The 19997-nt window shown below is 69.2% G+C and carries 17 protein-coding genes; 12 read left to right on the forward strand and 5 right to left on the reverse strand.

Features of this window, described 5'->3' with window-relative positions; all coding sequences use genetic code 11:
• The first annotated feature begins 11 nt into the window (after nt 1-11).
• On the forward strand, nt 12-2180 hold the full coding sequence (locus CYFUS_RS08840) for a bifunctional alpha,alpha-trehalose-phosphate synthase (UDP-forming)/trehalose-phosphatase (RefSeq protein WP_095984825.1): 2169 nt from the start codon (nt 12-14) through the stop codon (nt 2178-2180).
• Nucleotide 2181: 1 nt separating this feature from the next.
• On the opposite strand, the gene CYFUS_RS08845 is transcribed toward CYFUS_RS08840, so the two are convergent.
• The 3 genes from CYFUS_RS08845 to CYFUS_RS51655 form a co-directional block, all read right to left on the reverse strand.
• The gene (locus CYFUS_RS08845) at nt 2182-2835 is read right to left on the reverse strand and encodes a hypothetical protein (RefSeq protein ID WP_095984826.1); all 654 of its coding nucleotides are present in this window, start codon (nt 2833-2835) and stop codon (nt 2182-2184) included.
• 104 nt (nt 2836-2939) lie between these two features.
• On the reverse strand, nt 2940-6626 hold the full coding sequence (locus CYFUS_RS08850; RefSeq protein WP_095984827.1) for a DUF3857 domain-containing protein: 3687 nt from the start codon (nt 6624-6626) through the stop codon (nt 2940-2942).
• A 165-nt stretch (nt 6627-6791) separates the two neighbouring features.
• A complete protein-coding gene (locus CYFUS_RS51655; protein ID WP_198316512.1) occupies nt 6792-7490 on the reverse strand; it encodes a ComF family protein in 699 nt (232 codons plus the stop codon).
• A gap of 182 nt (nt 7491-7672) precedes the next feature.
• Here CYFUS_RS51655 and CYFUS_RS08860 point away from each other — a divergent pair, with 182 nt between their 5' ends.
• The 5 genes from CYFUS_RS08860 to CYFUS_RS08880 all read left to right on the forward strand — a co-directional run bounded on the left by CYFUS_RS08860 (nt 7673) and on the right by CYFUS_RS08880 (nt 12507).
• Nucleotides 7673-8740 (forward strand): AAA family ATPase, encoded by a 1068-nt coding sequence (locus CYFUS_RS08860; protein ID WP_232537452.1) that lies wholly within the window; start codon nt 7673-7675, stop codon nt 8738-8740.
• Nucleotides 8737-9192: a hypothetical protein gene (locus tag CYFUS_RS08865; RefSeq protein ID WP_095984829.1), complete on the forward strand. Its 456-nt coding sequence runs from the start codon at nt 8737-8739 to the stop codon at nt 9190-9192. The genes CYFUS_RS08860 and CYFUS_RS08865 overlap by 4 nt, the downstream gene beginning before the upstream one ends.
• A gap of 74 nt (nt 9193-9266) precedes the next feature.
• Nucleotides 9267-10613, forward strand: coding sequence for a diphosphate--fructose-6-phosphate 1-phosphotransferase (gene pfp, locus CYFUS_RS08870; protein ID WP_095984830.1), 1347 nt, complete (start codon nt 9267-9269; stop codon nt 10611-10613).
• A gap of 159 nt (nt 10614-10772) precedes the next feature.
• Nucleotides 10773-11747 carry a DUF6310 domain-containing protein gene (locus tag CYFUS_RS51660; RefSeq protein WP_198316513.1) on the forward strand — a complete coding sequence of 325 codons (975 nt, stop codon included), beginning with the start codon at nt 10773-10775 and terminating at the stop codon, nt 11745-11747.
• Nucleotide 11748: 1 nt separating this feature from the next.
• Nucleotides 11749-12507 (forward strand): DUF5953 family protein, encoded by a 759-nt coding sequence (locus tag CYFUS_RS08880; protein WP_095991882.1) that lies wholly within the window; start codon nt 11749-11751, stop codon nt 12505-12507.
• Nucleotides 12508-12617: 110 nt separating this feature from the next.
• Here CYFUS_RS08880 and CYFUS_RS08885 read toward each other — a convergent pair whose 3' ends face one another.
• The gene (locus CYFUS_RS08885; protein ID WP_232537453.1) at nt 12618-12830 is read right to left on the reverse strand and encodes a DUF4287 domain-containing protein; all 213 of its coding nucleotides are present in this window, start codon (nt 12828-12830) and stop codon (nt 12618-12620) included.
• A 556-nt stretch (nt 12831-13386) separates the two neighbouring features.
• Here CYFUS_RS08885 and CYFUS_RS08890 point away from each other — a divergent pair.
• From CYFUS_RS08890 to CYFUS_RS08900, 3 genes are all read left to right on the forward strand, one after another.
• Nucleotides 13387-14334, forward strand: coding sequence for a Rieske 2Fe-2S domain-containing protein (locus CYFUS_RS08890; RefSeq protein WP_232537454.1), 948 nt, complete (start codon nt 13387-13389; stop codon nt 14332-14334).
• Nucleotides 14335-14416: 82 nt separating this feature from the next.
• Nucleotides 14417-15313: a hypothetical protein gene (locus tag CYFUS_RS08895; RefSeq protein WP_095984833.1), complete on the forward strand. Its 897-nt coding sequence runs from the start codon at nt 14417-14419 to the stop codon at nt 15311-15313.
• Nucleotides 15314-15454: 141 nt separating this feature from the next.
• Complete coding sequence (locus CYFUS_RS08900) at nt 15455-16102, forward strand: LysE family transporter (protein WP_095984834.1); 648 nt, start codon at nt 15455-15457, stop codon at nt 16100-16102.
• Between the two features lie 9 nt (nt 16103-16111).
• Here the strand turns inward: CYFUS_RS08900 and CYFUS_RS08905 are convergent, their stop codons facing one another.
• Nucleotides 16112-16924, reverse strand: a complete 813-nt coding sequence (locus CYFUS_RS08905) for a hypothetical protein (protein ID WP_095984835.1) — start codon at nt 16922-16924, stop codon at nt 16112-16114.
• A 142-nt stretch (nt 16925-17066) separates the two neighbouring features.
• Between CYFUS_RS08905 and CYFUS_RS08910 the strand changes: the two genes are divergently transcribed.
• From CYFUS_RS08910 to CYFUS_RS08920, 3 genes are read left to right on the forward strand one after another with little or no spacing between them, the layout of a single operon-like run.
• Entirely contained in the window at nt 17067-18542 is a 1476-nt protein-coding gene (locus tag CYFUS_RS08910) for an anthranilate synthase component I family protein (protein WP_095984836.1), read from the forward strand.
• On the forward strand, nt 18539-19111 hold the full coding sequence (locus CYFUS_RS08915) for an anthranilate synthase component II (RefSeq protein ID WP_095984837.1): 573 nt from the start codon (nt 18539-18541) through the stop codon (nt 19109-19111). The genes CYFUS_RS08910 and CYFUS_RS08915 overlap by 4 nt, the downstream gene beginning before the upstream one ends.
• Nucleotides 19108-19917 carry an aminotransferase class IV gene (locus tag CYFUS_RS08920; protein WP_095984838.1) on the forward strand — a complete coding sequence of 270 codons (810 nt, stop codon included), beginning with the start codon at nt 19108-19110 and terminating at the stop codon, nt 19915-19917. The genes CYFUS_RS08915 and CYFUS_RS08920 overlap by 4 nt, the downstream gene beginning before the upstream one ends.
• The last annotated feature ends 80 nt before the right edge of the window (nt 19918-19997 follow it).

The raw sequence follows: 19997 nt of genomic DNA on the forward strand, positions 1-19997 counted from the left end.
CGCGCGACGTCATGTCCAGACTCCTGCTCGTCTCCAATCGGCTCCCCGTCACCGTCAAAGCGGACAAGGACGGGGTCTCCGTGGTCCCCAGTGCCGGAGGGCTCGCCACCGGGCTGCGGGGCCCGCATGAAAAATCCGGAGGGTTGTGGGTGGGCTGGCCCGGAGATGTCTCGCGGCTCACACCCGCGCAGAAGGCCTCGGTGGAGGAGCAGCTCGCCCGGCAGCGCTGCGTGCCCCTCTACCTGAGCGCGAGCGAGGTGAGCCGCTTCTACGAGGGCTACTCCAACCAGGTCCTCTGGCCGCTGTGCCACTATCTCCTCGAGCGCGTGCCCCGCCAGGACCGGGACTGGGAAATCTACCGCAAGGTGAACGAGCGCTTCGCCGACCTGGCGGTGCGCCACTACCAGCCCGGTGACACCATCTGGGTGCACGACTACCAGCTCATGCTGGTGCCCGCCCTGCTGCGCGAGCGCCTGCCCCAGGCACGCATCGGCTTCTTCCACCACATTCCCTTTCCCTCGAGCGAGATCTTCCGCACCGTGCCGCGGCGCCTCGAGCTGGTGCGGGGCCTCCTGGGCGCGGACCTCATCGGCTTCCACACGATCTCCTATGTGCGGCACTTCGCCAGCACCCTCACGCAGCTGCTCGGGCTGGAGAAGGTGGGAGATCACGTCGACCAGGATGGGCGGCGGGTGCGGCTGGGCGCCTTCCCCATGGGCATCGACGCCCGGGCCTTCGAGGAGCTGGTGCAGCAGCCGGCGGTGCTCGAGGAGGTGCGCGGGCACCGCGAGAAGGCCGCCGAGCAGCGCCTGGTGCTGGGCGTGGACCGGCTGGACTACACCAAGGGCATTCCCCGCCGGCTCCTGGCGGTGCAACGGCTGCTCGAGCGCGAGCCCGCCTGGCGCGGCAGGCTGCGCTTCATCCAGGTGGCCGTCCCCAGCCGCACCACGGTGGAGGACTACGCCACCTACCGCGAGCGCGTGAACGAGCTGGTGGGACGCATCAACAGCCTGTACGGCTCGGTGCACAACGTCCCCATCCACTACCTCTACCGCTCGTTGAACCAGAAGCAGCTCGCGGCCCTCTACCGCGCCGCGGACGTGATGCTCGTCACGCCCATCCGCGACGGCATGAACCTGGTGGCCAAGGAGTTCTGCGCCTCGCGCCCGGACGAGGACGGCGTGCTCGTGCTCAGCGAGCTGGCCGGGGCCGCGGACGAGTTGAGCGACGCGCTCCTGGTGAACCCCTACGACGTGGAGGGCATGGCGGACGCGCTGGAGGCCGCGCTGGAGATGCCCCAGGAGGAGCGCCAGCGGCGCATGCGCGCGCTGCGCACCCGGGTGATCGAGTGCGACGTGCACTGCTGGGTGAACTCCTTCCTGTCGGCGCTCCAGTCCACGCCCACGGCGCCTCCCCGGGTGAAGCCCCAGGGCGCCCAGGAGGTGCTCCCCCTCCTTCGCGAGGCGAGCCATCTGCTGCTGCTGCTCGACTACGACGGCACGCTCGTGCCCTTCGCGTCGCGGCCCGAGCTGGCCGCTCCGGACGAGGAGCTGCTCACGCTCTTGCGGCGGCTCACCGAGCGACCCCACACCCGGGTGGCCATCGTCAGTGGTCGCGGCCGCGAGGTGCTGGAGGCCTGGGTGGGCGGGCTGAACGCGGGCCTGTACGCCGAGCACGGCCTGTGGTCCCGGCCCACGCCCGGCGCCACCTGGGAGTCGCTGGGAGGCGTGTCCACGGAGTGGAAGAGCCTGGTGCGTCCCATCCTCGAGTCCTTCGCGGCGCGCGTGCCCGGCGCCCTGGTGGAGGAGAAGTCCGCGTCGCTCGCCTGGCACTACCGGCAGGTGGAGCCGGTGCTCGGGGCGCGTCTGGCGCGCGAGCTGCGCCTGCACCTGGGCGAGGTCTTCGCCCAGGGTCCGCTGGAGGTGCTGCCCGGTGACAAGGTGGTGGAGGTGCGCGCGCGCGGGGTGAACAAGGGCCGCGTGGTGGGGCGCGTCACCGAGGGCCTGGCTCCTGGCACCCGGGTGGTGGCCATCGGCGATGACCGCACGGACGAGGATCTCTTCGCCGCGCTCCCCGCGGATGGCATCGCCATCCACGCGGGAGGCAAGGAGTCGCGCGCCGGCTACCGGGTGAATGGCCCCACCGAGGTGCGCCGGCTGCTCGCCGCGCTGCTGGACTGACTCAGAGCCGGATGTGCTCGTGCTCGAGCAGCGCCACGAGCCCCTCCTCCAGGGCTTCCCGGGCGCGGGCCATCTGCCGGTCGAGCAGCTCGTGGAGGCGCTGGTCCTTCTCGTCGTGCGGCTCGCAGCCCGCCGTGTACTCGCGAAAGCCGCGCAGGCCGCCGACGAGCCGCGCGAGCTGGGAGGCGCACTCGCACCCCTCCTGGGTGGACAGCTCCATCAGCCGGCCGAGCTGCTCGGGGCTGAAGCGCGGGGCGCGGCCAGCGGGGCCCTGACTCGGGGGCATGCCCGCCCGTTTGAGGTCGTCGAGGCTCTGGTGCACGCGCAGGTGCAGCAGGCTCAGGGGCACCGGCCCCCGGAGGAAGCTCACGCGCGGCGAGCGGAGCGCGTCGATGAGGGGCGCGTGGGGCAGGCGGTAGCTGATGAGCGCGTGCCGGGCGCCGGTGCTCTCCAGCATCCCGGGAATCAGCTCGGTGGGCACCTGGGTCAGGTCCATGAAGTCCAGCGCGAGCACCTGGGGCCGGAGCCTGGGTACCTCCCGGAAGAAGGTCTCACGGGACTGTCCGACCCACACGACGTCCAGCTCTCCGAGGGCCCGGGGATTGACCCGGACCTGGGACGGATAGCTATCTCCCAACAACGCCAGCTTCATCATGAGCGCCCCCCCGTCGCGGGCCCGGAGTGCTCGTTCGGGCGGTCGCGCGAAAGGCCAGGATGCGCCAACCCCGGGGGCGTTTCATGCGGCCCCCCGGGATGAGGTCAGCGTTGGGCGGTGGGCGATGCGGGGCCGCGCAGCGTGACCTTGCGCGAGAAGCCTTGGTCCACCCGGCCGAGGAAGGTACGGAAGGCGGCGTAGTCGTCCGCCTTCACCCGGGCCGAGGTGAGCGCCACCTCGCCGTCGCACACCAGTTGCTGTCCCTCCTGCTTGTAGGTGAGCCGCACCCGGCCAAAGGGCGTCTCCTCCTGGAGGGTGGGGGGCAGCTCGGCCACGGAGTAGCCCGCGGGCAGCGTGTAGCGGAAGGTGAAGCGGTTCACCCACGGGCCGCTCATCATCAGATCGAAGCGGCGCTCGGCGAGCGCGGCGTACGTCTGGGTGTAGGCGCGCCCGGTGCCGAAGGGCAGGAAGCGCAGTTGACCGGGGAGCGCCTCGGCGAAGCGGGGGATGGCCATGCGGAAGTCCACCTTCACGTCCTCGTCCAGGCGCGTGGTGTCATTGAGCTTCACGTCGCGCACGGTGAGGCCGGGGAAGCTCTGGGCCCAGGCGCGCTCGAAGGTGGACTTGCGCGAGGACACGGAGGTGTAGGCGCGGCGGTACTCGGGCGCCATCTGCCCACCCACCGTCGTGGCACCGCCCACCTCGGCGCTGCCATCCGGACGCAACGTCACGTCCATGCTCAGGCGCGTGGCGTTGTCGTCCGCCGTCGCCTCGGGGGTGGTGAGGAACGAGGCCTTGCCGCCCGGCTCCACCACCAGCACGTTGGCCACCCGGTCCGCGCTGGGCAGCTCGCGCGCGCTGTGGAACTCGGCGGTGCCGTCCAGGTAGAGGCCGAACTGCGGCACGTAGACGATGGCGTGGTTGAAGGCCGCCAGGCTCGCCGGCTCCTCGCCGATGGAGCCCAGGTCGCGCATGCGCAACAGCACCAGCCGGCTGTCCACCCCCGCCACCTTCAACATGGCGTGGATGAGGCTCGCCTTGTCCTTGCAGTCGCCGAAGCGCCGCGACAGCACCCGGTCCACCCGGTACGGCTTGAAGCCGTGGATGCCGAACTCCAGCGCCACGTAGCGCGTGTTCGTCACCACGAAGTTGTAGATGGCGCGCATCACCGCCTGCTGATCCTTGCGGTCCACGCCCTTGAGCACCGTCTCCACCGTCTGGCGCAGCTCCTCGTTGGGCGTGAGCTGATCCCTCACCAGGCCCCACCAGTAGCGACCCACCTCGTCCCAGGTGCGGTAGGTGGAGACGTGGAGGTTGGCGGCCACCTCGGCCCAGCCGGGCATGCCGGGCTCGGGCACCACCTTGGCCACGTGCTTCGCGCTCCAGCGGTGCAGCACGCGCTCGCCCTCCACGGGCTCGTGGGCATAGGCGACCCCGGGCAGCTTCTTCTCGTTCCAGTAGAGGGGCCGCTCCTGGGGCATCTCCACGAGGAACTGATAGCTCACCTTGGGATAGACACCCTGCACGCTCTCCACGTCGCCCCAGTAGTCGGACAGCAGGTTGTCCTGGGCGGTGTCGTCCACGCGGTACTGCAACTCCAGCACGTCCCCGGCGGCGAGCGCGGGGAAGGAGAGCATCTTGGCGCGCGCGTCGTAGTACATGCCCGTCCAGGGCTCGTTGATGTTGCGGTCGCTCTCGCCGTAGCTGTCCACCACGGAGCCGTCCGGCTTGGTGATGCGGGCGCGGAGGATGCGCACCTCCTGCCGATCCGGCGAGTAGGTGACGGGGAATGTGCGGAAGGCGTCCACGCCGCGGGCGTTGAGCACCTTCACGGCGAACTGGTGCAGCCGGCCGGACAGGCCACTCTTCTGCACGCGCACGTAGGTGCTCTCCGTGAGGTAGACGGCGTCCTCGTTGGTGTAGCCGTCGGCTTCTCGGACGAGGGCCTTGGGGTCCAGGAGGTACTGGGAGCCGGCGCTGGCGGCCTCGCCCTTGAGGGCGCGCAGGGCGTCCTTGAGAGTGGGGTTCTGCGGGCGCAGCGCGAGCGAGCGCTCGAAGGCGGCGATGGCCTCCTCGCGGTGGCTGGCGGCGAGCAGCGCGCGGCCCTCGCGCTCGTACAGCTCGGGCTCGTCCGGGGAGAGGGCGCGCGCCTCGGCGAAGCCGGTGGTGGCCGCGTCGAGCTGGCCATTGGCGGCGCGCAGCTCGGCGAGCTTCAACCGCGAGCCGTTGTCGAAGGGGTAGAGCGAGAGCAACTGGGTGTACTCGCGCACGGCGGGCTCCAGCTGGCCGCGGTCCGCGAGCAGCGAGGCGAGCAGGGTGCGGCTGGTGCGATCGTCATGGCGCAGCGCGAGCGCCACGCGCAGCCGGGAGGCGGCCTCCTCGGGCCGGTCCAGGGCGCGCGCGGAGCTGGCGGCGGCGCGCACCACGCGGGGGATGCGCGGCAGCCGCAGGAGCGTCTCCTCCACGAGCTTGTGCGCGCGCGCCGTCTCCCCGAGCGCCTCGTGGGCCCGGGCGAGCGTGAGCCGGACCCCGGCCGAGTCGGGGGAGTTCGTCAGGTCGGGGGTGAGCAGCTCCAGGACGCGCTCGGGGTGGCCGCGCTCCAGCTCGAACTCGGCGAGCGCCACGCGGGCGCGCACCAGCGAGGGGTCGGCGCGCACGGCGGCTTCCAGGAAGAGGCGGCGCTGGTTGAGGTCCTCGCGGGCGGTGGTGGCGGCGATCAGTTGCAGCCGCGCGTCGTTCGGGGCGGCGCGGGCGGCGCGCTCGGCCTCCACGGTGGCGGTGTGCTCGCGCTCGTCGAAGGCGCGGAAGTAGTCGAGCACGGTGGCGTACTCGCCACGCAGGGTGGCGTCCGCGGGAGCGCGGGCCACCGCGTCCCTCAGGCTGGAGGTGAGGGTGGGCAGGAGCTGGGGCGCGGGGGTGGTGCCCTTGGTGATCGCCGGGGCGGTGGAGGGCAGGGTGACGCGCAGCCGGCCGGGGGGATCCCGGCGCAGGTAGAAGCCGAGGGGCCCCGACTCCTGGCACACCTTGACGAGGACGCGGTTGAGGCCCTTGCGCAGGCGCACGGAGACGCGCGTCTGATCCGGCCGGGGCAGGTTGTAGTGGTCGCTGGTGGCGGCCTTCTCACCATTCACCCACAGCCGGAAGGCGCCGGAGGTGCCCACGCCGAGCGTCACGCGCGCCTCGGCCGGAGCCTCCAGCCAGGTGACGGCGTAGGCCACGGCCTCGCGGTTGGGACGCAGCGCGGCGCCCAGGTCGATGTAGCCATCGTTGGGGGTGACGGACAGGGGGCGCCAGGACACGGGGCCCTTGGCGCCAGAGTAGCGGGCGGACAGGTCGAGCGCGGTCGCCTCGGGGCCGAAGTCGGTGTCACAGCCGGCCTTGCCCTCGTTGTCGAAGCCGCCGACGACGTAGAAGTCGCGCACGAAGCCCAGCGAGTCCTGCCACTCGGCGGCGCGGGTGAGCCGGCCGCGGGCGCGCTCCAGGTCCAGCATGAGGAACTGCGCGGTGGCGCGGGTGCCGGGGTCCACGAACTTCCGGGTCGTGGCCACCTCGGTATAGGTCTTCGCCAGGAGGGTGAGATCGTCGAGGTCCGGCTCGAGCGCCTGCATGCGCAGCAGGTGCGCGGCGCCCCGGGGGGACGAGGCGAGGGAGAGGGCCTGCTCGGCCTCTTGTTGGGCCTCGGCGGCGCTCGGGTTGGAGGCGGCCCGCGACAGGAGCGGGCAGGCGAGCACGAGGAGTGTCGCGAGCCAGGGAGCGGGAGAGCGCGGGGCGAGCCGTGGGGTACGAGACATCCGTGTTCCTCGTCCGTCGGAAGGGGGGACCGGGGTGTCATTCCCGGCGCCGGTGAACAGCCGGACTTCGGGCAGCCTTCCCTGCATGCGCTGTTGGGAGCGGGCAGGCAACTGAAATGTCGAGGAACGTGCGAGGGAGCGGGCCCGGCGTCCGGGGCCCGGGGTTCAGGCGAGGGAGAAGGCGCGGGCGAGGGTGAGGACCTCCACGTGGGGGGCCCCGGCCTCCTGGAGGGCGGTGGCGGCGGCGCGGACGGTGGCGCCGGTGGTGAGCACGTCGTCCACGAGGAGCACGTCCCGTCCGGCCACGGAGGCGGAGGCGCGGAAGGCCTGGGAGACATTGAGGGCGCGCTCGGCCTCGGACAGGCCCACCTGGCGGCGCGTCTCGCGGGCGCGGTGGAGCAGACCCAGGCTGGCCTCGCGGCCCGTGGCGCGGGCCAGGGCCTCCACGAGCAGTTGGGCCTGATCGTACTTGCGTTCGCGAAAGCGCTTGCCATGCAGGGGCAGGGCGACGAGCAGGGTGGGGGCCCGGGAGAGGAAGTGGCGGCACTCGGTGGCGAGCAGCTCTCCGAGGACGGGGGCGAGCTCGGGATGGTCCTCGTACTTGAAGCGGTGGATGGCGCGGGCGACGGGGCCCTCGTGGGCGAAGGGAGCCCAGGCGCGGGAGAAGGGAGGCGGCGAGTCGTGGCAGCGGGGGCAGGTGTGGCGGGGGAAGGAGCCGGGCTCGGCGCAGGTGCGGCAGCGCGCGATGGGCAGCCGTTCCACGGCGAGGTCGCACGTCTCGCAGAAGGCGGCGCGCACGGGCATCACCTTCGCGCAGGCGATGCACGCGGGCGGGTAGAGCAGTTCGAGGAGGGACTGGAGCACGCGGGGCGGACTGTGCAACCCGGGGGCCAGCGGAGGCCGGAGCGCTCGAGGATGCTTGTTGAAGTCTCCCGCCCTGTGTCAGCGTCCCTCTCCTCTTTGGAGGACATGTGGCTGCTGATGTTCTGGAGGTCCGTAATCTCGGGCAGATCGCACATGCTCGCATCGAGTTTGGAGACCTGACCGTGCTGGTAGGTCCCCAAGCGGCGGGGAAGAGCCTCCTGTTGCAGACGTGGAAGCTGGGGCTCGACGCGGGAGAGATCGTCTCCGCGCTGCGTGATGCTGGGACCTCCCTGGAGAACAAGAACGAGCTGTTGGATGCGTACTACGGCGAGGGGATGAGCACGGCGTGGGTGGGGAAGACCCGGGTGTCCATCAATGGCCAGCCGTTGCGCCCCGAGGAACTGCTACATGCCCGGAAGGCAAAGGGCCGCGTGTTCTTCGTCCCGGCTCATCGTGCCCTCCTCATGTCAGAGGGGTGGCCATCGCCCTTCATTCGGCTCAAGGCGGATACGCCAACCGTGGCCCGCCTGTTCAGCCAGAGTCTGTATGATCGTTTCACGGGAAAGCAGACAGGAGATCTGTTTCCAGTGGAGCGACGGTTGAAGCAGGGGGTGCGTACCCTGATCGACGATGCCGTCTTCCATGGGGGCACGGTGCGGCTGGAGAAGGCCGGATTGCAGACCCGGCTTGAGCTGGGCTACGGCAAGACACAGCTCCCGTTCATGACCTGGACCGCTGGTCAGCGTGAGTTCACGCCGCTCCTGTTGGGCCTCTACCGGGTTCTTCCCGAGCGGCGCAAAAGGAAGGAAGAGGACATCGAGTGGGTCATCATCGAGGAGCCTGAAATGGGTCTTCATCCCCAGGCACTGACGGCGGTCATGGCCCTGGTCCTCGATCTGTTGTGGCGAGGCTACCGGGTGGTTTTGTCAACTCACTCGCCCGTCGTGCTGGATGTCGTCTTCGCCATCCAGTCCCTGCGGGACAAGAAGCAAGGCGCTCGGAAGCTGCGCGAGGCATTCGGGCTGTCCGCTGGGGCGGAGAATGTGCGGTTCATCAGCGAGGCACTCAACAAGTCCACGAGGACCTACGCCCTGGCGTTCGATGAGGAACTCCGCGTCCACGGCCGGGACATTTCCAGCCTCGATCCAGGCGCCGATGACGCGGCGACCTCGGGCTGGGGTGGGCTGACCGGTTTCAGTGGGAGATTTGGAAAAGCCATCTCCGATGCGGTCAACGAGGAGGGCTCGTGAGCGTCCGCAAAGCGCTGGAGCCAGGTTGCGCGCTCGTGGCCGCGGTCCATCCGGGCAAACGAGCCCTCCGAAAGAGTGATCGCGAGCGCATCGTCGAGTCCGCTGCCGCCCGGGTCGTCGACTCGCTCGACCTCGACACTCAAACCGCGGCCGAGCGCGGTAGCGAGAATCGCTGGGACTACCTGCTGGGAACGACCCGATCGGATCTTCCGCTCATCGCGGTCGAGGTCCATCCGGCGAATACCGGACAGGTCAAGGTCCTCATCGCGAAAAAGCGTGCCGCCGAAGCGGTGCTGCGCTCCGTGCTCGAGCCGGGCCAGACCGTGAAGCGGTGGTACTGGATCGCGAGTGGCAAGACGGTCATCACGCGCAACACACCCGAGTCGAGAATGCTCGACGCCGCGGGCATCCGGCTCGTCGGCTCCCTGCTGCACCTCACGCGCGATTCATGACCTTTTCTCACTGGGTTCAGCCGTCGCTCCGGGGGAGGATGCGGCCAAAGAAATCACGGGAGACACGCGCACTCATGAAGAAGCTCGCCATTGTCGTCGCCGGGGGGCCTGCCCCGGGCATCAACAGCGTGATTGGAGCGGCCACCATCCGAGCCTGCCTCGCGGGCGTGGAGGTGCTCGGCATCCAGGATGGCTTCAAGTGGCTCGCCGAGGGAGACACCTCCCACGTCATCCCCCTCACCATCGAGGACACCAGCCGCATCCACTTTCGCGGCGGCTCGTACATCGGCATCTCGCGCGCCAACCCCACGCGCTCCCCCGAGCACCTCCAGCGCACCATCGATGGGCTGGAGCGCCTGGGAGTGGGCATGCTCGTCACGGTGGGCGGAGATGGCACGGCCACGCTCGCGCAGATCATCTCCGAGAAGACGCGCGGCCGCATCCGCGTGGTGCACGTGCCCAAGACGATCGACAACGACATCGACCTGCCCGACGACACGAGCACCTTCGGCTTCCAGACGGCGCGCCACGTGGGCGTGGAGATCGTCAAGAACCTGATGGTGGACGCGAAGACGACGTCGCGCTGGTACTTCGTCGTCGCCCAGGGACGGAAGGCGGGACACCTCGCCCTGGCGATCGGCAAGGCGGTGGGCGCCACCGTCACCCTCATCCCCGAGGAGTTCCGCGGCAAGAAGGTGCCCTTCACCACCGTGGTGGACCTGCTCGCCGGCTCCGTCATCAAGCGGCTCTCGTACGGGCGCCCGGACGGCATCGCGCTGCTGGCCGAGGGGCTCGCCGACTGCATCGAGCCCGAGGATCTGGCGCGCTACACGGAGCTGCCGCGCGACCACATGGGCAACCTGCACGTGGCGGACGTGCCCCTGGCCGAGGTGCTCGAGAAGGCCGTCAAGATGCGGCTCGCGGCGTTGGGCATCAAGTCCACGATCGTCTCCAAGTACATCGGCTACGAGGTGCGCTGCGCGGATCCCATTCCGTTCGACATGGAGTACACGCGGGACCTCGGCCATTGCGCGGCGCGCTACATCATCGAGGGGGGAACCGAGGCCGTGGTGGCGATGATCAACGGACGCTTCCAGGCCATCCCGTTCGAGAAGATGAAGGACCCGGCCACCGGGCGGCCCCGTGTGCGCATGGTGGATGTGGACTCGGATCGCTACCGCATCGCGCGCAGCTTCATGCTGCGGCTCAAGCGCGAGGACTTCGCCCGGCCGGGAGAGGTGGCGCGCTTCGCGGAGACGTGCCAGCTCACCCCCGAGGCGTTCCGCCGCGAGTTCTTCCACCTGGTGAAGGACGAGCCGGAGATCGCGGTGGACGTCGGCCAGGCTCTGGCGGCCACGCCGACTCCAGGAGGCAACGCGGAGAGCGGAGAGAGCCAGGAGGGCGGTCCTCCCGCGACCTGACACCCTCGCGGCATCTGCCGTGTGCCGCGCCCCTCGCGCGCTCGTTCGTCGCTGTCGGAGCATGCTGGCCATGCTCCCCAACGCGCCCGACTAGAGCCTGCCCCCCGCGCTTGATGAAAGGATGTGACGATGCGCTTGCGAACCTGGAGCGCGCTCCTGGTGCTGCTCACCGCCTGCGCGAGCGCGCCCGCCCCGCAGTCGATGCCACGGCCCCATGCCTTCGTGTCGACTCCCACTTTGGGCCCTCGCATCCGGCTCGTTTCCGCGCCGATGGAGCCGGCACCGGAACGGTCGTGGATTGGAAAGGCGGACCTGGACAAGGCCAGGGCACTGCTGTCTCGGGCGCGCGAGGACCTGGAACCGCGTCAGTGGGAACAGTTGGACCGCGAGCTCACCGCGGCGGAGCGGGCCTTCGAGCGCTTCTCGCGCGCCGCGAGGACGAGCGGGCATGCCGCTGAGGTAGCGAGGGGAGCCGAGGGCCTCGCCCAGGCTGGACGCGCAGGCGAGGCCCCTTTGGCGCTCTCCAGGGTGGGTCCGGTGCTTGTGGCCCTCGTCCTGCTCTGGCCCTTCCGCACCGCCGGGCCGGAGTCTGACAGCCGCCCGCCCTGGGTCGACGCTCAACGGGAGTTCGAGGCACGGCTGCGGGACGTCTCGGAGTCCTCGCGGCAACTCATGGTGGAACTTGAGGCCCAGCCTCGTGCGGCGAAAGCACCGGCCCGGAAGCCCTCGCCACAGAAGCAGCTCGCGTCCGCCCTCGTGGAGGAAGACGACCCGAGATGCAAGCCCGTCCCGGTGCCACACTTGGGCGGTAATGACCCGCACAACAAATGCGCCGACCTGATGCCGAACAACAGCTTCCCCGGTTGGGATGTGTTCGTGAATGGGAAGAACTTCGACGCGCTGCAACTGGCCACGCGCACTCTGTGGGACGTCAAGACGGATGACTTCGACAGACACTCGTCTCGGTCCCAGGAGTTTCTTGCTGGAGTGAAGTTGCCGGAATTACAACGCGAGGACGGGCTCGCCAAACAGTGTGGATATGACTTCATCGTTGGTGTCAAAAGCGCCACGCACAAAGCCATGTTGTTCAAACTAGACCCCAACCTCAAAGTTGTTGTCATGGATTGGTGCTGAGATGGCAGCCACGCAAAACTCTTTACACCTTATTGTCTACGCACCTGCGCTTGTAGGCGACGATGGGCGCCCTCTTGCCATCGTCCATGGAATGGAGCGCGCGGTTCCCGGCTTGCGGCTGGGGTGGACGACTTCTGAAAAGGACGACCTCATTGCATTGCCTCACCGTGATGAGTGGGTCACGACAAATAGGACAGACAACGGGTTTCCGTTCCTCTGCAATGACGACGAGAATCGCGTCATGACGCTTACCGGATGGGAGAATGCGAGAGGTCTTGCCGCGGACATGACGCCACACTTTGAAGTCCATGCGACGCTGCCACAAGACGAAGCGGGTATTGCGGCGGCAGCGGATGCGCTAGAAGCCGTAGCAGAGGGGGCTCGCGCGATCTGGGGGCGCGTGCTGCCAGATAGCGTGGCCGAGACAGTGGCGCAGCAGTTTCGCCACCCGGGGGATGCGGCTCATATTCCGCCCAAAGGGCTACCCTCTCTCAAACTCTCATGGGATATCCCCGCGCCTGAGATTCCGCATTACCTGGGATGGCTGAACTATTGGTCTTCCGCTACCGCGCGCGCCATCGGCTTTCCGGACCCCGCCCGCGACGCGGATTTGCTTTCGCGCTCACGGCGTACCACGACGGGCGGGTGGGTTGTCAGGCTCACCGATGCGCCGCTCGACCTGGACAACCCCGCACACCTGGACGCGCTTAAACGGGCCTACGAGCGCTTCCCGGAGATTGGTGGGCGCTCCACCCCTTGAGGCTTGGCACGGCTCGAAGTGGCCGGGCTCATGGTCCCACCCTCTGGCTCACCGGGAAGGTGGCCCCGGTGCAACTCCACCACCGGAAGTCCCCGGCCAATTCTCCCAGCCTACCTGGCTTCTTGATCCCGCAGGTAAGCCACGAGTGCGTTGGCGTGCCCGTGGCCGAGTCCGTGTTCGGACTTCAGCCAGTTCACGATCTCCATGTGCTTCTTGACGGGCGCTGAGCGAATGACCTTGAACCACTCCTCCACGGGGCGGCCGTACGTCTTCTCGATCGACGGGAAGTACGATTGGGGTCCCTTCACCGGTTTGGTCGTCACTGCTGCTCCTTTCTCTGTGGCTACCCGGTCTCTTGCACCGGGCATTCGGTAAGCCTCCCAGGAATCTCCCTTGGAGCGGGTTCGTCTTCGTTGAAGTAGTAAGCCAGAAGGCATTCACCGGCGCGAGGCAGCCGTCTCTCCGTCCATGCGCCATTCCCGTGGAGATAGGCCCGTCCAACGGCGGAAGGCGTGGTGGAAGGCGCTCGGCGCGGAGTAACCGAGCCGCCCACCATTCACGAAGCGTGTAGACGGAGCGCAGGGGCACCCGCGCCTCGGGCCCGGTGAGTCGCACGCGCTCGGGCCCGGAGGACTCCAGCAGGACGCGACGGGGAATGCCGCTGGCCTCGGCGGAGTCGAGTACGCGCGACACCAGTCCGGCCCATGCGGTGGGGCCCGCCGGTGCCGGGCGCGACTGTCGCGTGGGAGCACTCTTTCTGGCGCGTGGCATCACTCACGTCCGATGGGGCTTCTCTACGTTGGAGACATGGACAGCCCTGGATGGATGAGAACGGATGAGAATAGGCGGATGCGGGGAGCGGGAGCACGGGAGGACTTCGTGCGCGACACGTGGTACCCGGTGCTGGAGTCGAAGCGGCTGGGCCGCCGGCCGGTGGGCGTCACCCGGCTCGGGCGCGAGCTCGTGCTGTGGCGGGACGCGCGGGGCCAGCCGGTGGCTCAGGAAGCCGCCTGTCCCCACCACCGGGGCGCCGACCTCTCCCGGGGCCGGGTGGTGGGTGGATGCCTGGAGTGCCCCTACCATGGCATGCGCTTCGCGGTGGATGGCGCGTGCGTGCGCGTGCCTTGCGAGGGGAAGGCGCGCCCGATCCGGGCCGACCTGCGGGTGAGGGGATACGCGGTGCGGGAGAGCCTCGGCCTGGTGTGGCTGTGGTGGGGCGAGCAACGGAGCGAGCTTCCCCCGCTGCCCTGGAACCAGGAGCTTCCCGGGGAGGGAGCGGACACGTGCACCGCCACGCTGACGTGGGACGTTCCCTTCGCCCGGGTGATGGAGGGGAATCTGGACCTGCACCACTTCCCCTTCGCGCACCGCCGGTGGGCTCTGGGGACGGGGACCTGGCTGGACCCTTACACGGCGCGCCTCGAGGGCGATGTCATCCACACCCACGGCGTCCTGCGCGAGGACGATGGCAAGCCTTGGGATGGTCGAAGCGGTTTCGCGGCGGAGCTCAAGGTGCTCTTTCCCCATCTGATGCTCGCCCGCTTTGGTGGCCTCACCCAGGCCCTGGTGGCCGCCACGCCCATCGACGCGGAGCACACCTGGGTAGTCTTCCGCTATCGCAGTGCTCTCCCACTCGTGGGCGGGCTGGTGGCGTGGTTGCTGGTCCGGACGGAACTGTGGCTCATCCAGCCGGAAGACTACGCACTGCTGCGCGACAGTGAGCCCCGGCATCCCGCCCGCGAGGACTTCCACCTGGTGCGGGCCGACGCGGGCATCGCGCTCTGGTTCCGCTTGTACGAGCGACGGCTGGAGGCCCAGCCCAAATAACCCAACGAGTTCTTCCAGCGGGTGATAGACGAGCCGGAGAGTTCCGTGGACGTCGGCCTCGCCCTGGCGGCCACGCATCCCCATGAACCATTCCGAATCCACGTTCCTCGCCGGCTGCGCGCCCTTCCACGACTACTGCTTCGTGGCCAAGGCGCTCGACGAGCTGTCGGCGAAAGGGCTGAACAACTCGACCTTCCTGTGCTTCGTCGACGGCGGCGTGGAGAAGGTCCCGACGTCGGTCGGATGGGCGGCTGTCGCGGCCGCCACGGTCAAGCCACCCGGCCAGCAGCGCGCGGTCGTGTTCATCGGGGCCGGGCGGGACGTGTTCGAGATCAACCCCGAGACGCTGCAGCAGGCGGAAGGCGAACTGCACCAGGCGCGGCATGCGCTCGCCGCATTGACGGTGGTGAACCACGTCGTTCTCGCCTGCGGCATGGGCCGCGAGGTGCTGGTGCGGGACGGCCCCGCACAGTGGCGCGCCATCGGCCCGGGCCCGCGGCCCGACGACCACGGCGTCGTCGGCTTCGAGGGCCTGCATGGCTTCTCGCTCGACGAGCTCTACGCGGTGGGCTGGCAGGGGGAGGTGTGGCGCGGTGATGTGCAAGGGCGTTGGGCGCGCATCGACAGCCCCACGTCGGCCAACCTCAACGCCGTCTGCTGCGCCGCCGACGGGCAGGTGTACGCGGTCGGGGACGGCGGCATGCTGGTGCGCGGCCGGGGGAACCTCTGGGAAACGGTGGACACCGGACGCGGCGAAACGCTGCGGGACGTGGCCGACTTCGGCGGCGAGGTCTTCGTCGTCAGCGACTTCCGCATCCTGCGCCTGCGGGGTGACCGCCTGGTCCCGGACGACCGCTTCGACAGCGACGCCCGCCCCGGCAGTTGCCTGCGGCTGCTGCCGGCGGAGGACGGCTTGTACTCCCTCGGCCCGAAGGACCTCTATCTGTTCCGCAACGGGCGCTGGCGGTCCGCGATCTGAATCTCCATCTCGCGGCCGGCGGCCGTCCTGGCCGGCGGCAGGTCGTGGGCCACGCACAGCCCTATACCTGGCGGGACAGGGCCGCGGGCCCAAGGCTGCCCCAGTGAACGGGGACGGACAGGGCCGTGCTACAACGCCGGCATGGCTCTGTCCGTCTGGCTCACCTTCTTCGCCGCCTCCTGGGCGATCAGCCTGTCGCCCGGCGCGGGCGCGGTCGCCGCGATGAGCGCGGGTCTCGACCACGGCTTTCTCCGCGGCTACTTCGTGACCTTCGGTCTGGTGCTCGGCATCGTCACGCAGGTGTTCGTCGTCGCGATGGGGCTGGGCGCGCTGATCGCCGCCTCGACACTTGCGTTCTCGGTGGTGAAGTGGGTCGGTGTGGCGTACCTCGTCTGGCTGGGAGTGCGCCAGTGGCGCGCGTCGGCGCTGCCGCTGGTCGCGGACTCCGATGCCAGCCCTGCCGGTGGACGGAGCATGGTGCCGCGCCGCCAGCTCGTGCTGAAGGGCTGGATCGTCAATGCGCTGAACCCCAAGGGCACGGTCTTCATCCTCGCCGTCGTGCCCCAGTTCGTCGCGCTGTCGGAACCGCTGGGCCCGCAGTATCTCGCGATCGGCGCGACGATCGGGTTCACCGACCTCGTCGTGATGGGCGGCTACACGCTGCTGGCGGCGCGCGCGCTGCGGCTGCTGCGCTCGCCACGGCACCTGTCGGTGCTGAACAAGACCTTCGGCACGCTGTTCATCCTCGCCGGCGTGCTGCTGGCCTCGTTCCAGCGCACCCAGCGCTGAGCGCCAGCGCTACAGCGTGGCGATCGAAACCTCGTCACGGTCCCAGCGAGTCAACAGCCAGAGCAGGTCCGCTGTACATGCAGCCGATACCCGCTCGAAGGACCTCGGGTCGAGGGTGGTGAGGCGCTCGCGCTGGAAGTCAGGGTCGGCCACCACCTTCCAGTGCTTCAACTCGCCGACATGTGCGAGCGCTCGCGGCATCTCCCGGAAGATGGCGTCGATGCAGTCCTCCCGTGTTGCCTTCTCCATGCGCTGCGCCGCCATCTCCAGGCGCTCACGTACCGAGACTTCTCCCAACGGGCACCACGCATCCATGGCCCAGTCGCAGGAGGCCACCATCAGTTCCTCCAGCGTGTGCGCCATCCCCAGCTTCTTGAAGAGATAGCGCGCGCACTGGAGTGGTTCCCAGAAGCGCAGCACCGCCTGGAGGCGCCGCGCCGTCCGCTCCGCACTCACCGGACCCATCTGCGCGAGGGTGAAGTAGAGCGCACCCCAGGCCGTCTCCAGGAAGGCGGCTTCATAGGCATCCCTCGCGGGCAACGTGTTCTTCGAGTCCACTGCATCGAGCAGACCGTCGATGACATTCGACACCATGTACAGCCGCCAGGCCGGGTGCTCTCGCTGGAGGTCCACCACCTCGTGCGCCACCACTATCTCTCCCGGAGCGACTTCCAGCATCTGTCGCGGAACGGGGAAGGTGCCATCCTCACGATACTGCTCGCCACACCGCGAGCCATCCCGTCTCGTCTTCTGCTGCACCGAGCGGAAGGTGCCATGTAGGAACGATGGCAGTTGCAGCGAAGAGGTCTGTCCTGATGCCATGAAGTGGGTCCTACCAGACAGGCTCCTCGAGGAGGAAGCGCGCGAAGCGGATGCACGAGGCCCGCCTGGCATACGAGCGGGATCCTCCTGATGGACCACCCCTGACGGGTTTCCCCTCCACTCCTCTGTTACAAGCCCGCCCATGTCAGTCGTCCCCATTCCGCCTCCCTCTCCGCTGGACCGCGAACGCTTCGAGGCGCTCGTGGTGGAGGGGTACAATCAGGTTCCCCTCGTTCGCTCGGTGGAATTGCACGGCGCACGGCCCGTGGACGTGCTGCGAGCCCTTCCCCCGGGGCACCGCTTCCTGCTCGAGAGCACCCGCGTCTCCAGCGAGGGCCGCTACTCCTTCGTGGGAGCGAAACCCTTCCTGTCGTTCCGGGCCCAGGGGACGCGGTGCGAGGTGAACGGCGAGCCCCAGCCGGGCGAGCCCCTGGCCACCCTGAGTGGGTTGCTGGGGCGCTGGCGGGGCGTGCGGCTGCCGGGAATGCCGCTCTTCTGCGGCGGGGCGGTGGGCTTCTTCGCCTACGAGGCCGCACACCACTTCGAATCCCTGCCGCGCCGCCCGAACGACGAGCTGGGCCTGCCGGACATCGCGCTGGATTTCGTGGACACCTTCGTGGCGGTGGACCACCTGGAGGACCGGGCGCTCGTGGTGGCCACGGGCCGTGACTACGAGGATTGCCTGCGACGTTTGGATGCGCTGGAGCGTGTCGTGCGCGCGGTCGTCTCGGCCGGGCCGCCGGCACCGGCCTGGCGCCTCGCGGACGGCCAGACGCCGGACGTGCCCTGGTGCTCCAACTTCACGCAGGAGGGCTACCAGCGCGCGGTGGAGCGCGTGCAGGAGTACATCCGCGCGGGAGATACCTACCAGGTCAATCTCTCGCAGCGGCTGGAAGTGGAGCCGAGGCTCCCCGCGCTGGAGCTGTACGAGGCCCTCGCGTCCATCAGCCCGGTGCACTTCGCCAGCTACCTGGAGGTGGATGGCTTCGAGGTGGTGAGTGCCTCGCCCGAGCGTCTGGTCCGGGTGGAGGACGGCCGGGCCATCACCCGCCCGATCGCGGGCACGCGCCGCAAGGGCACGCCGGAGGAGAACGCCCGGTTCGCGCACGAGCTGCGCACCAGCGAGAAGGAGCGGGCGGAGCACGCGATGCTGGTGGACCTGGAGCGCAACGACCTGGGGCGCGTCTGCGCCTACGGGAGCGTCCAGGTGACGAAGCTGATGGAGATCATCGAGTACGCCCACGTGCTCCACATCGAGTCCGAGGTGGTGGGTCGGCTGGCGCCGGGAGTGGAGCCGCTCGACGTGGTGGCGGCGGTGTTCCCGGGTGGCACCATCACCGGCGTGCCGAAGATCCGCACCATGCAGATCATCACCGAGCTGGAGCCCCACGCGCGGGGCCTCTACACGGGCTCGCTCGGGTACGTGAGCTTCACGGGCGAGCTGGACCTGAACATCGTCATCCGCACCATGGTGCTCAAGGGTGGCCGGGCCTGGGTGCAGGTCGGGGCGGGCATCGTCCACGACTCGGAGCCGAGGCGCGAGTACCAGGAGACGCTGCACAAGGCCCGCTCGTTGTTGCTGGCGCTGTCCGCGCGCCCGGTGGAGGACGCGGCATGATGCTGCTCATCGACAACTTCGACTCCTTCACCTTCAACCTCGTGCAGGCGCTGGGCGGGCTCGGGGCGGAGCCGAAGGTGGTGCGCAACGACGCCCTCGCTCTCTCCGGGGTGGAGGCCCTGCGGCCGGAGCGCATCGTCATCTCACCGGGCCCGTGCACGCCGAACGAGGCCGGCATCTCCCTGGAGGTCATCCGCGCTTTCGCGAGCCGGGTGCCGGTGCTCGGGGTGTGCCTGGGGCACCAGTCCATCGGTCAGGTGTTCGGCGGGCGCGTCGTGCGGGCACCGGTGCCCGTGCACGGGAAGACGGCCGACATCCACCACGATGGCCGAGGCGTCTTCCGGGGCCTGCCCAACCCGTTTGTCGCCGCGCGCTATCACTCGCTGGTGGTGGAGCGGGCGAGCCTTCCAGAGTGCCTGGAGGTCACGGCCTGGTGCGGCGAGCTGGTGATGGGGCTGCGCCACCGCGAGTACCCGTGGGTGGAGGGCATCCAGTTCCATCCCGAGTCCTTCCTCACACCGCACGGCAACACGTTGCTCGCGAACTTCCTGGAGGAGCGAAGCGGATGATGGACACGGTCGCGGTGAACGGAGAGGTGCGGCGGCTCGAGGAGTTGCGGCTCCAGGACTTCCTCCAGTCGTTCTTCTTCGGCGCGGGCTTCTTCGAGACGTTCCTCGTCACCGGGGGCATGCCCATGTTCCTCGGGCGGCACCTCGCGCGGCTCCGGTCGAGCCTCGAGGCCCATGAGGGCTGCGTGCGCGCACCACCCGAGGACGTGCTCACCGTCGGCGCCGTCCGTCAGTCCTTGCAACGGTGTCTGGAGGCGGATGCCAGCCTGGGCCCGAGCTTCTCCGGCGTGGGTAAGCTGGTGGCGGGAGATGGGCGGCTGCTGCTGTCCTTCCGGGCCTTGCCGGCCCCCCAAGAGCACACGGTCCTCGATGAGAGGGAGGAGCATTGCTACCGGAGGGGTGACCCCACCTTGAGACACAAGAGCGTCTCGTACCTGCGGCAGTACGCGCACTTCGGCCGGGGAGTGGTCTTCGCCAACGAGGCCGGGGAACTCTGTGAGGCGCCGAACGGGAATCTGTTCTTCCTCCTGGATGATGCGGTGGTGACTCCACCCCTGGAGGCCCCCTGCCTTCCCGGCATCATCCGCTCCGTGCTGCTGGAGGAAGGACGGCTCGGGGACATGCCGGTCGTGGAGCGCTCGGTGGGGCGGGAGCAACTGGAGTCAGTCCGAGGCTGTGTCCTCACCAACTCCGTGAGCCTCGCGCTCGCCGTTCCGCGGCTGCTCGGGCGGGAACTGCCCGGCAGCCACGTGCTGGCCGAGCATGCTCGGGCCGTGGTGCGGGAGTACGCACGGCGCGAGGAGTGAAGGTCCTCACCCGCTGCTTCCCCGCTCGTCCCCAGCGAGGATTGACGTTGGGTGAAATTTCGAAGGACGATGGGCACACG

This window comes from Cystobacter fuscus (assembly GCF_002305875.1).
Lineage (GTDB): Bacteria > Myxococcota > Myxococcia > Myxococcales > Myxococcaceae > Cystobacter > Cystobacter fuscus_A.